The sequence below is a fragment of the Microcoleus sp. CAWBG58 genome (genome assembly GCF_020883045.1).
GTDB lineage: Bacteria > Cyanobacteriota > Cyanobacteriia > Cyanobacteriales > Microcoleaceae > Microcoleus.
Map to the genome: position 1 here is coordinate 15,698 of NZ_JAHRFA010000085.1, position 12,573 is coordinate 28,270.

Sequence of the window (12,573 nt, forward strand, 5' to 3'; positions counted from 1 at the left end):
GCCAGCTTATACTATCCGTCATTGACCGGACACGATTGATTAAAATGTGTCGCACTATTGATTAGATTCCGAGCGATTCTGGCGCTTATTCTGGATAAACTGTTCCAAATCTGCGATCGCATCTTCAAAATCCGACAAATTAATTTTCTTAGCTTTAGCCTTCTTCGGCCGACTCGCAGACTCACTAGCAGGCTTAGGTTGAGGCGACGGAGACTGAGGCTTTGCCGCATCAGGGTTGGAAGCTTCTATATAATCAAACAATTCATCCAGGGACTGAAAAAAAGCTTGAGCCGAGGCCCGGCGTGAATCTTTCAGGTCATCGTCTTCCATCATAAGCCACTCCATAGACTTCAAAACTTGCCGATAAACTCTGCCCGCCGGCACGTGCAGATATTAGACATCAAAACCTCAATCAACTAAAACCCTTGAGAAATTTGGCTTTTATCCGAGGCCCGATCCCCCTCGCATCCCCCTTAAGAAGGGGGACTTTGAGCGCCTCTTGTTCCCCCCGACTATCCGGGGGAGTAGGGGGCAAGCTAAGGGGGGGGATCAGACTTAAGAAGTAGGCGTTGACTTTGACCACTTCCGGTTCCCCCCTTCTTAAGGGGGAGTAGGGGGCAAGCTTTAAGAAGTAGGGGTTAACTTTGACCACCTCTTGTCCCCCCCTTCACAAGGGGGGTTAGGGGGGATCCAGGCTATAGCATCAAACACTACACCGGCACTGCATTTGACTTGATTGTTGACACGAATGGGCATTGTCAGCCATCAATCTGTACTTAACTTTACACCCGCCGACAGGGTGATTTGAGACTTGGCGCACACCCAGCTCAACATAATCGACCCTAAAAAAATCTCAGTTACTGTCTAATTAACCCTAGTCTAGTCGAGAATAAGGACACAGGACTTATGCAACTATTGCCACTGTTCAAGGGTTGCGATCGCAACGCACCACCTCGAAAGGACGGACAGACGGTGTTTTTTGCTTGAGTCCTAAGATTTCAAAGGCATTAGGAGATTTTAAGGTGACTCAAGGATTTGATTACGATTTAGCAATTATCGGCGCCGGCGTGGGCGGGCACGGGGCCGCTATACACGCGGTTAGCTGCGGGCTGAAAGTGGCAATTATCGAAGCAGGCGACATGGGCGGGACTTGTGTCAACCGCGGCTGCATTCCCTCAAAGGCGCTGCTGGCGGCTTCGGGGCGGGTGCGGGATATGCGGAATGCCCACCACCTCAAGACTTTGGGAATTCAGTTGGGAAGTGTGGATTTCGATCGCGGGGCGATCGCCAATCACGCTAACACTATTGTTAGCAAACTTCGCGGCGACTTGACAAACAGCCTCAAACGTTTGAACGTCGATGTCATCCAAGGTTGGGGCAAAATTGCGGCTGCTCAAAAAATTGCGATCGAAACCGATAAAGGCGAGAAAACTATTACCGCCAAGGATATTATTCTGGCTCCCGGTTCAATTCCCTTCGTCCCTCCGGGGATAGAAATTGACGGCAAAACAGTATTTACTAGCGATGATGCTGTCAGATTGGAATCGCTACCGAAGTGGATCGCAATTATTGGCAGCGGTTATATTGGTTTGGAGTTTTCGGATATTTACACAGCCCTCGGCTGCGAAATTACGATGATTGAAGCTCTAGATCAATTGATGCCGACTTTTGACCCGGATATTGCTAAGTTAGCAGAACGAGTGTTAATTGCACCGCGCGATATTGAAACAAAAGTTGGTTTGTTAGCCAAGAAAATTATCCCTGGTTCCCCAGTAATTATTGAATTAGCTGATTTCAAAACTAAGGAAGTTGTCGAGATTTTGGAAGTTGACGCTTGTTTGGTAGCAACTGGCCGAGTTCCCGTCAGCAAGAATATGGGATTAGAAACCGTTGGCGTCGAAACGATGCGCGGCTATATTCCAGTTAACGATAAGATGCAGGTTTTGGCGGCGGGAGAACCGATCGCGAATTTGTGGGCGATCGGCGATGTTAATGGCAAAATGATGTTAGCCCACGCTGCATCTGCCCAAGGAATTGCCGCCGTTGAAAATATTTGCGGCCGCACTCGCGAAGTAGACTATTTGAGTATCCCAGCGGCAGCTTTTACTCACCCAGAAATTAGCTATGTGGGAATGAATGAACCTGCGGCGAAGGAGTTAGGAAAAACCGAAGGGTTTGAGGTCGCTTCTGTCAAGAGTTATTTTAAGGGAAATTCTAAAGCTATTGCGGAGGGTGAAACCGACGGTATGGCTAAGGTGATTTACCGGAAAGATACTGGGGAATTGTTGGGCGTGCACATTTTCGGTTTGCACGCTTCGGATTTGATTCAGGAGGCGGCAAATGCGATCGCCCAGCGCGATTCAGTGAACTCTTTAGCATTCCGAGTGCACACTCACCCGACGCTTTCGGAAGTGTTGGATGAGGCGTTTAAACGGGCGGCTGGGGCGGCGGGCGGTCATTAATTTGTAGGGGCGGAGTTCTTGTTTGACAGAACTTATGCACTGCGCCCAAAGAAACCGGGTTTTTTACCTAATCTGCGGGTTAGAAGCAAAAATTTTCGTAAAAAACCCGGTTTCTGGCCCCCATGGGTATTCTGTTTTAGGGCGGTGGTAGAATGCCGATCGCATTTTGGGCTAATTCGAGAAATTGCTCGCCACAGTTAATTTGCTCCGCAGCTTGCTCGACAGTTACAGTATCAAGTCCGCCGTAATCCCCACTATTTCGCAAATCTTGAGCATCGATTAAGAATCGATGAAACTCAGCAGGAACTCTTCCTGTACGGGCAAATTCTCGGCCGAAAGCTCCAATCACTGCGGCATGACTCGAAAATGACATTCCTTCCCCATCTAAAAATGCCTCAGCAATGTAAAACATGGCATAATAAGCGCGGGATGCTGCATAGTCTGGGAAACCATTATTTAGTAATAGCCTTGCCGCCGATAGACTTTGACGAGCTTTCAGAAGTAAATCTAATTGTTCTGGTTTCATAAAGCGATTCCCTCTTTACGAATATTCCTCAATAAAGGGCCGTTGTAGTGTGTAAATCGCTGTTCATCCATAAACAGACAGCTAATTACTTCATCATTTTGGAGTGACAAATCGGCTCGAATGTGACTGGTTCTTTTAATTTCTTCACCAGGATTGACTTGTCCTTTGAGAACGACTAAAATATCTATATCCGAGTCTGGGCGTGCGTCGCCTCGCGCTTGGGAACCGTAAAGTACCATTGTGACAAGGCGGCTGTCGTATAGTTGCTCGAAGTGCGATCGAAGTTGGGTTAGGATGTTCTTAAGTTTATCGTTAACGCTCATATTTGTTGTAAATGATTGGAGGTCGATATATCCTCTGTGCTAAAATTGCTGTATAGGAACATGATTAAGCATAGACCAGGTGCGAGGTGATTTCAAGTCAAGATTGGACATTCCCAGAAGCAGCTAGCCAGAAAATACCCGAATCCTGGGGCGATGCACAGCCAAACAAAAAGAAGCCAGGTTGGCGGTGGCGATATCCAGCAAATCAGGGAAATGGCGTGAGGATTGACAGAGGGGATGCAGATAGCAGTTTTCCTTCTCAGCGGGTAGACCACGTTATTCTTAGAAAAGACGGTCAAGTTATCGGTAAAAATGGTCAACCCATCCCAGGTAGTATCAAAAATAATCCGACAGAAGCTCACATCCCTTTAAATGAATGGTTGGAATGGCAAACTTGGTACGCACCTTAATACAGGAGTAAATTGTATGGTAAAGTATCCGAAAATGAGAGAGGAGTTGTTAGAAACTCTCCGCAGTTTGGCAGATAGAGAATATCAAGATCAAGTTTGGGTAAAAAGAGATTATCCGCTAGGAATTAAGTACGACTGTTTTGATGAGGCGGTTCATTTTCTTTACGACGATACAGTGTTGGCAGAAAACCCTGATGCGGCGATCGGAGTAATTATTGAAGATGAAAAAGAAGCTCGTTTGATATCAGCAGTTTGTCAAGCTATAGACTTAGTTCTTGAGGTGTTGGGGACAGAAGCTTCGGATGAGGAGTATATTAAATCTTCTGAGTGGACGGCAGTAGTTGAGGCTGCATTGCAAGCTTTGCAGGCGATGGAAATTCGATCGCAAGAAGCGGTTAAGGTTTAACTGAGAGTGCGATCGCACTTTAGGCAGAATGCTGTAAATCTGGCTGAATTTTGGCAACAAGAAAAGGAGATTCGATATCAATCAGCCAGTTTTCATCAATAACTTTGAGATTGGCATCTAAGATCAGAGTCAGTTCGCCAATTTCATCATCGCCATCATCGCTAACCAGGTTGTTATCGCCATTAGATAAATCGGCTTTGAGTAAAAATTTAAGTTTAATCCAGTGAGAAGTGGGGTGGTTGTTGATGATATTTGTGCCGATCGATCGGGCGATTAACTCAGCACAGATAGGATGAATGAAAGCTATTTCTTCATAAAACTTATTGCTATCCCAATAACCGCGTATTTTGTAATTGCAGGATTCTAGATGTTGGGGTGCGAGGAGACTTATATGAATAGGTTCTAAGATTTTAGCAAGTTCATCCCAATTATTGGATAGAGATTCCATTGGGTTGTGCGCGATCGGGATTCTTTGATTATACCAAAGAGCAATCGCACTTCAATCCCTTTTAGCTCTTTTCAGCATTTCGTTTTCCAGAAATTCTCTGATTGTGAGGCTGGGACGACCAGGTTGCATGACTTGCTTATAATTTAATCTCTCTTGCCTTTCGGCTTTATTGATGGAATCATTTTCTGTCCACAATGGTTCTGGCTGTAAGTCGGGAATCTTATCAAACTGCCTTAAAACTGATTCGTTACCTGTAAATGTATAAATCAGTTGAGCTATCACTTTGCAGCAACTTTCAGGATAAAGAAATACCTGTCTTTCGCTAAAACGAATTACATACCAGTCATGCTGTTGAAAAAAGTAGTTACGGTTATCGTCTTGACCTATACAATGAGTTGGTCTCAACGGAGAATTGTTAGGATATTGGCGTGGGGTGTATGGTTCATCTATTTCAATATCTATTGAAAACCAGTTGTTTTCAGGCTCAACATAGGCAAAATCTGGTGTGTAATACACTACCCTTTTTAAGATGAATACTTTGTCATCACCAAAATAGTTTCTGAGCAGGTTAGGAAATCGACAATTATCAGGGTATTCTGTGAATCCTCTTCTGTCTTCTGCTGGTTCTATGTCAAAATTTTGGGGGTTAAGTGATGAAAATTCTTTTTTGCAAGATTCCATCCTCCAATCACTGACTTTTTGGGGAGTTCGTAAGTTTTCAACTTCCTGTTGGTAGATTCTTTCTAAGTTTTGCTTTTGACGTTCCCCTTCAGCAAGCAACTCCTTATGTTTAATTTCCTCTTGATGTATGGATTGTTCCCAGTCTTTAATAATTTTAGGATAACTCTTTCGTTTTTCCTGGTAAGCTGCTAGTTCTTCCCGATATTGGCTAAGTCTGATAGGATAGCTTTTAACCTGGGTATAACCAAACCAAAACACTCCTAATGTTAACATTATAAAAAAAGTCCATCCGGCTCCCATGCTATTACTAGCACTACCAACTAAGGCACTGATTATAGATACTGCTAGTTCAGAAAGAAATAATGGAATTAATTTTATCCTGACAGGAGGTGATTCAATAAAAACTTCTGGTTCTTCTGGCTTAGGTAGTAGTTGAAGTATTGGCGGAGGAGAAACTTTAGGTGGTTCTGGTACTGGAGGTAAGCTTGCCAAAGCTTTCTCAATAGAAAGTGGATACAAAATCACTGGGTAAGTATTCATAAATATTAGAAATTTAACTAAACTAAAGCGATAGCCATCATCTGAACAAAGATTATTTTTGTTGAAATAATCTATATACCAGTCGAATCAGGTAGGCTAATATCGAGGATAAGCCAGCTTTTAAGGACATATAAAAATTCAATTTGACAATCCTATAGGTGTTGCTTATTGTTTTTTAACAGCAGCGGCTATAACACCTCCTACTATTCCTATTCCCATCAAGAATAACCCGCCATTTTGACGTTCTTGATTATTATTAGATGTCATGTACTGAGTCATACCCTTGCCACCAATTCGATTCCAGCCAGCTTTCGATGGCTCGACGTTACCAAACAACACCATACCAATCGTTACTGGTAGGTAAAGCCCCAAAATTAATAGCCTTACTTTCATATTATTTATATTGAAATAAACTTAATGAGTGCCTCATATAAATATTATTTTTTCGTAATTCTTCCGTTTTGTACAGTCGGTAAAAGTCGGAACAAGTAGGGAATTTTAATTTCCTTTTAGCTTATTAAGTCGGATAAAGCCGGATAAAGTAGGTCAGACCAGAAAAAGTCGGATAAAGTAGGACATAATAGGTAAAACTCCTATACCACCGACCTATGGACGTTCAAGAAATATTAAAAATTGCAGACGACCTAGTTTTTGTCAATACGGGAAAACATTTAGACAATTTGCAAGAGGTGATACTGCGGGGAACTTTACAAGGTCAGAAATACTCAAAAATAGCAGATGAATCTCACTGTAGTGAAGGTCACATTAAAGATATTGCCTCTGAACTATGGAAGCTACTATCAGAAGTATTAGGCGAAGAAGTCAATAAATCAAATTTTAGAGTCACGTTCGAGCGATTAAAATTCTCAAATCTCTGTAACTTCAATAATAAAGATTGTGTACACATTGGTAACGTCAACTTCTGTGAAAATAGTTCACATTCCCCAAAAGTCTCATCACCAATTGAGGAAGAAGTTCTAAACAAAGACAACACTGAACCCAAAGTGCGTCAATTCTTAGCTGAAATGCCTATGTCTAGCATTTTCTACGATCGCACTACCTCTCTCGCCACCCTCAAACAGTGGATTCTGCACGAAAACACCCGCCTCATCGCCATACACGGCATAGTCGGCATTGGCAAAACCGCACTCGCCGCAAAACTTGTCGAACAAATCAAACATGAATTTGATTTCGTCATCTGGCGAAGTCTCGCCACATCTCCACCCCTGCCAATACTTCAAAAAAATATAATTCAATTCTTCTGTAGGGGCGGTGCCCCCGTGCCCGCCCCCTCCCCCGAAGAAGGGGCAACCACAGGGGGATTTCCCCTGCTGGACTATTTGCAAAAATACCGCTGTCTGCTAATACTCGATGACGTACAAATGGTAAATAGCAGCGGACAACTCGCTGGTAATTACCAACTTGGATATGAAGATTACGGCACACTATTCAGACAGGTAGGAGAATTATCTCACAAAAGTTGCTTAATCCTGATAGGTTCGGAAAAACCCAGAGAAATCGCCGCATTAGAAGGTAACAACCAGCCAATTCGCTCGTTACAACTCAATGGTTTAGGTGCAGAAGCGGGGGAAATCCTCAAAGAAAAAGGTTTAACTGAAGATGCAAAATGGTCAGAACTAATTGAACAATACAGAGGCAATCCCTTGTGGTTAAAAATAGTTGCTACAATGATTCAAGATTTGTTTAACGGTAGCCTCTCGGAATTTTTGTCTGAGGATACACTATTTTTAGGCGATCTAGAATCTTTATTGCATCAGCCATTTAATCGCTTATCCGAGTCCGAAAAACAGGTGATGTCATGGCTGGCGAGTGAAACCGCGCCAGTTTCACTCGCAAAAGTGCCAGAGAATATCCAATTATCTCGATCGCAATTTTTGAAAGTGATGCAATCCTTGGGACGGCGTTCGTTAGTTGAAAAAATCCCGGAGGGCGATCGCACATTCTTCACCCTTGGGCCAGTCCTAAAAGAGTATGTCAAAACTAACTATTCCCGCCCAATCTGTGAGCAATAAAAATTATATAGCAGATCCAGCTAAGGACACGGCAATACTGTTTCCCTACATTGAATTATCTGGAATTTGGAAATGTGCGATCGACCTTTGTTTGTTGTGGTCAGAAACCCCGTTTTTTCCGAGAATATCGTTACACCGCCTAAAAACTACGAAAAACCCGGTTTATGAAGGTTTATGCCGTAGTCACGGACGCGCGGGTGGCCAGAAACCGGGTTTTTTCGAGAATCTTTCGTTAAAGTCGGTGATTTAGCAAAAAACCCGGTTTCTTAGATTTTGGGTTTTGACCGATCGCCCTTAAATTTGATAATATTAGGTATCTGCACAACATCTGAACGATCGCAAAATGTTTGACTCTGACAAGTACAGCAGCTTGCTATCTCAATATCAACCGCGAATCATCAAAAATGAAGATGAAAACGAGATATTTTTGGAAATTGTTGAAAGCTTGCTGTCTCGGGAAAATCCAACTCCCGAAGAAGATACTCTCCTCGAACTATTAGTCAAATTAATTGAAGATTTTGAACAAAAAATTTATCAAATAAATGCTTCAACTCCCCACTCAAGACTTCTTCATTTGATGGATGCTAGAAATTTAGAAGCCGCAGATTTAGTGGGAATTATGGATACAATTGAGATAGTAACTCAAATCATTAATAACCAGCTAGAAATTACCAAAAAACAAGCTGAGGCTTTGGGAAAGTTTTTTCAGGTCAATCCGAGTTTGTTTCTGTTCAATTAATCGTAATAGAGACTTCTATTATATAATAGGTTGAAACTTGTGGCGATCGCGGTAAGGTATAAATCCCCAGCGTAAAAACCTCGCTGTCAACTGTCAACTGTCAACTGTCAACTGTTTATCCCCCCTACTATGCTCCAAATCCGTCGCCGTCCGCCCAGCACCTCAGTCTCCGTACTCTACCTCAGCTACGAAATCGCCGTACCAGACTCCAAGCCCCGGCACATCCTCGAAGAAATTGTCTGGCAAAAAGAAGCGGAAGTTGCCCAAAAGCGCGATCGCACGCCCTTAGCCGAACTTCACAAAAGACTCCCCTTTGCACCCCCGATCCGCGACTTCCTCGGCGCACTCAAAAACGGTAAAACCACACCAGCAATCATCGCCGAAGTTAAAAAAGCTTCCCCCAGCAAAGGCGTAATTCGCGAAGATTTCGATCCAGTTGCGATCGCCAAATCCTACCAAGAAAACGGCGCTAGCTGCATCTCCGTACTCACTGATGAAAAGTTCTTTCAAGGCAGTTTCGACAACCTCTCTAAAATCCGTGCCGCCGTCGATTTGCCCCTACTTTGCAAAGAATTTATTATCTATCCTTACCAAATCTATCTCGCCCGGATTAGCGGCGCCGATGCTGTATTGTTAATCGCAGCTATCTTATCTGATAAAGACTTACAATACTTTGTGAAAATTGTCAAGACTTTGGGCATGACGGCCTTAATAGAAGTTCACACTCTCGAAGAACTCGATCGAGTATTAACCCTAGAAGGAGTCAACCTAATCGGCATCAACAACCGCAACCTAGAAGACTTTTCCGTCAGTCTAGAAACCACCAGCCAACTATTAGCCGCGCGCCAAACCGAAATTCAAGCAAAAAGCATCCTCACTGTCAGCGAGTCAGGAATCCATACAGCCGACGACCTCAGCCAAGTCGCCAGCGCCGGAGTCCAAGCCGTCCTCATCGGCGAATCCCTAGTCAAGCAGCCAGATCCGGGTGTGGCTTTAGCCGCCCTTGTCGAGGCGCACCCGCACATCACCAAAGGCGAGACTGCTTGACAAACACCCCCGAATTCTGATAAAAAATGATTGAGTAGGTAAATAATCAGAAATTCGAGCCTGCATCGACTCAAGCGCCTAACTGAAAAAAAAAATAGCACTCAAAGGCATATTGCGTAGAAATATTTTGCCAGAAAGCAATTAAATCTATTCGCTCTCGCCAGTCGATCGCAAAATTTAGCGTTACCAACGCACCCAGCCCCGAATATTCGATCGGCAAAGCAGGGGTTTTTGTAAGGTTAGAAAACAAATAAGAAGTCGGGCATCTAATGTTCACCTGTGATGCCCCATGCACTTGCAATGGGGTATCGGTTCGCTGAGGTATGTTAGCTTTCATGGAGCCAATTCCCCTTCCTTCGTACATTCATTATGAATTGTTACTTCAATTGTTAGAACGCAAAACGATGTTTGCTGTCAGTCCACAATCGCCCCAACAGCAACAAGTTCACCAACTTATTATTACCCTGCGTAAAGCCCTTGCCATTCAAAAGCAATTAGAACAAAGCTGCGAGCGATCGAACTTGGCAGTAGAATACCGTTGGTCTTTAAATGAAACTAACCATACTGGCATTAAAAGTTAAAAAACTTAGAGTACCAACCGATCGTATTTGATTTATTCTGTAGAACTCCCATCGAAAAAGTTAGGACGACATAATGGACAACAAGTTAATGCTGATGATTCCCGGCCCGACACCGGTGCCGGAAGCGGCTTTGCTAGCAATGGCAAAACACCCGATGGGCCACCGCAGCAAGGAATTTGACGCGATTTTTGCTGAATGTACCGAAAATCTCAAATGGCTGCACCAAACCAGCGGCGACGTACTGAGTTTGACGGTTTCCGGTACCGGCGCGATGGAAGCTGGGATAATTAATTTCTTGAGTGCGGGCGATCGAGTTTTAGTCGGATGCAACGGCAAATTTGGCGAACGCTGGGCTGAAGTCGCACAAGCTTACGGTTTAAATGCCGAAATCGTCAAAGCTGAATGGGGCCAACCTTTAAACCCCGAAGACTTCCGCGAAAAACTCGAAGCAGATACCGAGAAGCAAATCAAAGCAGTCATCGTCACTCACTCAGAAACCTCTACCGGTGTCCTGAATGACCTCGAAACCATCAACCGCCACGTGAAAGCCCACGGCGAAGCTTTAATTATGGTTGATGCTGTCACCAGTTTAGGTGCTGTCAGCGTGCCAATGGAAGCTTGGGGGCTAGATGTGATTGCTTCTGGTTCTCAGAAAGCTTACATGATTCCCCCGGGTTTGGGTTTTGTAGCCGTTAGTCCTAAGGCTTGGAAAGCTTACAAAACTGCCACACTGCCCCGCTATTATTTAGATTTGGGTAAATATAGCAAAGACGCTGCCAAGAATACGACTCCTTTTACTCCGCCAGTCAATATGTTTTTTGCCCTGCAAGCATCGTTGCAGATGATGAAAGGCGAAGGATTGGAAAACGTTTTCGCCAGACACAAGCGCTTGATGACAACTACTCGCGCCGCTGTAAAAGCTTTGGGTTTGCCATTATTTGCTGCTGATGATGCCGCCAGTCCTGCCATTACCGCAGTTATGCCACCCGCGTCTGTAGATGCTCAAAAAGTACGAACTTTGATGAGAAAGAAGTTTGATATTGCTCTCGCCGACGGACAAGACCATTTGAAAGGTAAAATCTTCCGTATCGGTCATTTGGGCTTTGTGTGCGATCGCGATATTCTAGCAGCTATTTCCGCTTTGGAAGTCGTGTTGCAAGAATTGGGTCATGAAGGCTGCCTTCCTGGTGCCGGTATCGCCGCTGCTGCGAAAGAGTTAGCTGGATCTTAATCTCAGTTATTAAAGGATTTTGGATTTTGGGTTTTATCTCAAATCTAAAATCCTTTTAATATGCTTGGGACAACCAATCAAAGATTTTATCCAATTGTTCCAGAGTGACTAAACCGTACTGCCACAGAACCATCGGCAAGGAATTAGGGTCTCGATCTCGCTGCCGTTTTTCGTCACCGCCAACCCGTTCGGCGACAGCGATGGACGCGGGAGAGATTGCCAAATCTTCTTGTAAAAATCGAATTAATCTAGTGTATGTAGCGGGTGCCATGTGATTTTGTCTCCATGTATAGGACACCATTTTCTGATGCGAACCTGATGTTTTTAATTAGTAATAAGCCAGTTTTAAATCTGTCTCTTGACCGTCGATAGCTGTTAAAACAGTATTAGCGGTTGTGGAAAATCCCAACTTGACTGTTGAGTGCGACTCTAAAGCCAACCTTTCCCAAGAAGTGAAAGGTTTTGCACTTTTGCTGCTGTCTGCCCGATCGCCTGTTGAGCGCGATCGAACTTAAACTGAATACCTCGGTATTGTGCAACGCGAATCTGAAGAAATTCTGCTACCTAAACTAATTGCACTGTTGTTCAGAGTTTAACTTCATCTGCGAAAGTGCAGAATCCGCAAATCTACTTGGGCAATATTTGTCAGATATGTCGATCGCAGCCGACCTTGCTACCTTAAGTTAACTTTGCCACTTAATTTAGCTTGTAGCATCTTACTTCCGACAGGTTTAGTAGATTCAGGTTTAGCGCCAGAAGTTCCAGAGAATTTCTTTTCGTGCCAGGAATCCGATCGGCTGAGCATCGTCTCTCAGGATTGGTAACGAGTCGCTGACTCCTCTCATACCTGCAACCAACAATCTACAGCTTCTGCAAACAAGCTCAAGCCCAGACGAACTGAGATTGACATCGTAGCAAATCTTTTGGTATTCGTGCTGTATCTTACATTAATACTTTAACAGATATTATCAAGTTTTGTAAAGTTTATTAATTTTTTGAGGTTTTCTCGAAGCCGAACTCAGCCGGAAGTGAACAGGGGAGAGGGGTTCAACAGTTGACAGTTGACAGTTGACAGTTGACAGTTGGGGGAGAGGGGGAGATTGGAGAAGATTAGGGGAGATTGGGGGAGATTGGGGGAGATTGGGA

Annotated in this window: 17 protein-coding genes; 9 read left to right on the forward strand and 8 right to left on the reverse strand. The window is 44.0% G+C overall.

What is annotated here, in order from left to right; all coding sequences use genetic code 11:
• Positions 1-54: 54 nt before the first annotated feature.
• Positions 55-345, reverse strand: coding sequence for a hypothetical protein (locus tag QZ918_RS27280; protein ID WP_293340737.1), 291 nt, complete (start codon positions 343-345; stop codon positions 55-57).
• Positions 346-1,022: 677 nt separating this feature from the next.
• On the opposite strand from QZ918_RS27280, the gene lpdA reads away from it, so the two are divergent.
• Positions 1,023-2,462 (forward strand): dihydrolipoyl dehydrogenase, encoded by a 1,440-nt coding sequence (gene lpdA, locus QZ918_RS27285; RefSeq protein ID WP_293340740.1) that lies wholly within the window; start codon positions 1,023-1,025, stop codon positions 2,460-2,462.
• Between the two features lie 136 nt (positions 2,463-2,598).
• On the opposite strand, the gene QZ918_RS27290 is transcribed toward lpdA, so the two are convergent.
• Both QZ918_RS27290 and QZ918_RS27295 read right to left on the reverse strand, forming a co-directional pair.
• Positions 2,599-2,988: a HEPN domain-containing protein gene (locus QZ918_RS27290; RefSeq protein WP_293340743.1), complete on the reverse strand. Its 390-nt coding sequence runs from the start codon at positions 2,986-2,988 to the stop codon at positions 2,599-2,601.
• Complete coding sequence (locus QZ918_RS27295) at positions 2,985-3,311, reverse strand: nucleotidyltransferase domain-containing protein (RefSeq protein ID WP_293340746.1); 327 nt, start codon at positions 3,309-3,311, stop codon at positions 2,985-2,987. The genes QZ918_RS27290 and QZ918_RS27295 overlap by 4 nt, the downstream gene beginning before the upstream one ends.
• An 86-nt stretch (positions 3,312-3,397) precedes the next feature.
• Here QZ918_RS27295 and QZ918_RS27300 point away from each other — a divergent pair, with 86 nt between their 5' ends.
• Positions 3,398-3,721: a hypothetical protein gene (locus QZ918_RS27300; protein WP_293340749.1), complete on the forward strand. Its 324-nt coding sequence runs from the start codon at positions 3,398-3,400 to the stop codon at positions 3,719-3,721.
• A 16-nt stretch (positions 3,722-3,737) separates the two neighbouring features.
• Positions 3,738-4,127 carry an SCO4402 family protein gene (locus QZ918_RS27305; protein WP_293340752.1) on the forward strand — a complete coding sequence of 130 codons (390 nt, stop codon included), beginning with the start codon at positions 3,738-3,740 and terminating at the stop codon, positions 4,125-4,127.
• Positions 4,128-4,146: 19 nt separating this feature from the next.
• Here the strand turns inward: QZ918_RS27305 and QZ918_RS27310 are convergent, their stop codons facing one another.
• The 3 genes from QZ918_RS27310 to QZ918_RS27320 all read right to left on the reverse strand — a co-directional run bounded on the left by QZ918_RS27310 (position 4,147) and on the right by QZ918_RS27320 (position 6,189).
• Entirely contained in the window at positions 4,147-4,575 is a 429-nt protein-coding gene (locus QZ918_RS27310) for a hypothetical protein (protein ID WP_293340754.1), read from the reverse strand.
• Between the two features lie 51 nt (positions 4,576-4,626).
• Positions 4,627-5,796 (reverse strand): hypothetical protein, encoded by a 1,170-nt coding sequence (locus QZ918_RS27315; protein ID WP_293340757.1) that lies wholly within the window; start codon positions 5,794-5,796, stop codon positions 4,627-4,629.
• A gap of 165 nt (positions 5,797-5,961) precedes the next feature.
• A complete protein-coding gene (locus tag QZ918_RS27320) occupies positions 5,962-6,189 on the reverse strand; it encodes a hypothetical protein (RefSeq protein WP_293210391.1) in 228 nt (75 codons plus the stop codon).
• A gap of 215 nt (positions 6,190-6,404) precedes the next feature.
• On the opposite strand from QZ918_RS27320, the gene QZ918_RS27325 reads away from it, so the two are divergent.
• The 4 genes from QZ918_RS27325 to trpC all read left to right on the forward strand — a co-directional run bounded on the left by QZ918_RS27325 (position 6,405) and on the right by trpC (position 9,615).
• A complete protein-coding gene (locus QZ918_RS27325; RefSeq protein ID WP_293340760.1) occupies positions 6,405-7,829 on the forward strand; it encodes a helix-turn-helix domain-containing protein in 1,425 nt (474 codons plus the stop codon).
• Entirely contained in the window at positions 7,789-8,079 is a 291-nt protein-coding gene (locus QZ918_RS27330; protein WP_293340763.1) for a hypothetical protein, read from the forward strand. The genes QZ918_RS27325 and QZ918_RS27330 overlap by 41 nt, the downstream gene beginning before the upstream one ends.
• A gap of 93 nt (positions 8,080-8,172) precedes the next feature.
• Positions 8,173-8,568: a helix-turn-helix domain-containing protein gene (locus QZ918_RS27335; protein WP_293340766.1), complete on the forward strand. Its 396-nt coding sequence runs from the start codon at positions 8,173-8,175 to the stop codon at positions 8,566-8,568.
• 129 nt (positions 8,569-8,697) lie between these two features.
• Positions 8,698-9,615 carry an indole-3-glycerol phosphate synthase TrpC gene (gene trpC / locus QZ918_RS27340; protein WP_293340769.1) on the forward strand — a complete coding sequence of 306 codons (918 nt, stop codon included), beginning with the start codon at positions 8,698-8,700 and terminating at the stop codon, positions 9,613-9,615.
• A 70-nt stretch (positions 9,616-9,685) separates the two neighbouring features.
• Here the strand turns inward: trpC and QZ918_RS27345 are convergent, their stop codons facing one another.
• Entirely contained in the window at positions 9,686-9,952 is a 267-nt protein-coding gene (locus tag QZ918_RS27345) for a hypothetical protein (protein WP_293340772.1), read from the reverse strand.
• Between QZ918_RS27345 and QZ918_RS27350 the strand changes: the two genes are divergently transcribed.
• Together QZ918_RS27350 and QZ918_RS27355 are read left to right on the forward strand one after the other, a co-directional pair.
• Positions 9,951-10,196 carry a DUF5340 domain-containing protein gene (locus QZ918_RS27350; RefSeq protein WP_293144225.1) on the forward strand — a complete coding sequence of 82 codons (246 nt, stop codon included), beginning with the start codon at positions 9,951-9,953 and terminating at the stop codon, positions 10,194-10,196. The two genes, QZ918_RS27345 and QZ918_RS27350, sit on opposite strands and share 2 nt — an antisense overlap.
• 73 nt (positions 10,197-10,269) lie before the next feature.
• A complete protein-coding gene (locus QZ918_RS27355) occupies positions 10,270-11,427 on the forward strand; it encodes a pyridoxal-phosphate-dependent aminotransferase family protein (protein WP_293340775.1) in 1,158 nt (385 codons plus the stop codon).
• A gap of 55 nt (positions 11,428-11,482) precedes the next feature.
• Here QZ918_RS27355 and QZ918_RS27360 read toward each other — a convergent pair whose 3' ends face one another.
• On the reverse strand, positions 11,483-11,698 hold the full coding sequence (locus QZ918_RS27360; protein WP_293144219.1) for a DUF2949 domain-containing protein: 216 nt from the start codon (positions 11,696-11,698) through the stop codon (positions 11,483-11,485).
• Between the last annotated feature and the right edge of the window lie 875 nt (positions 11,699-12,573).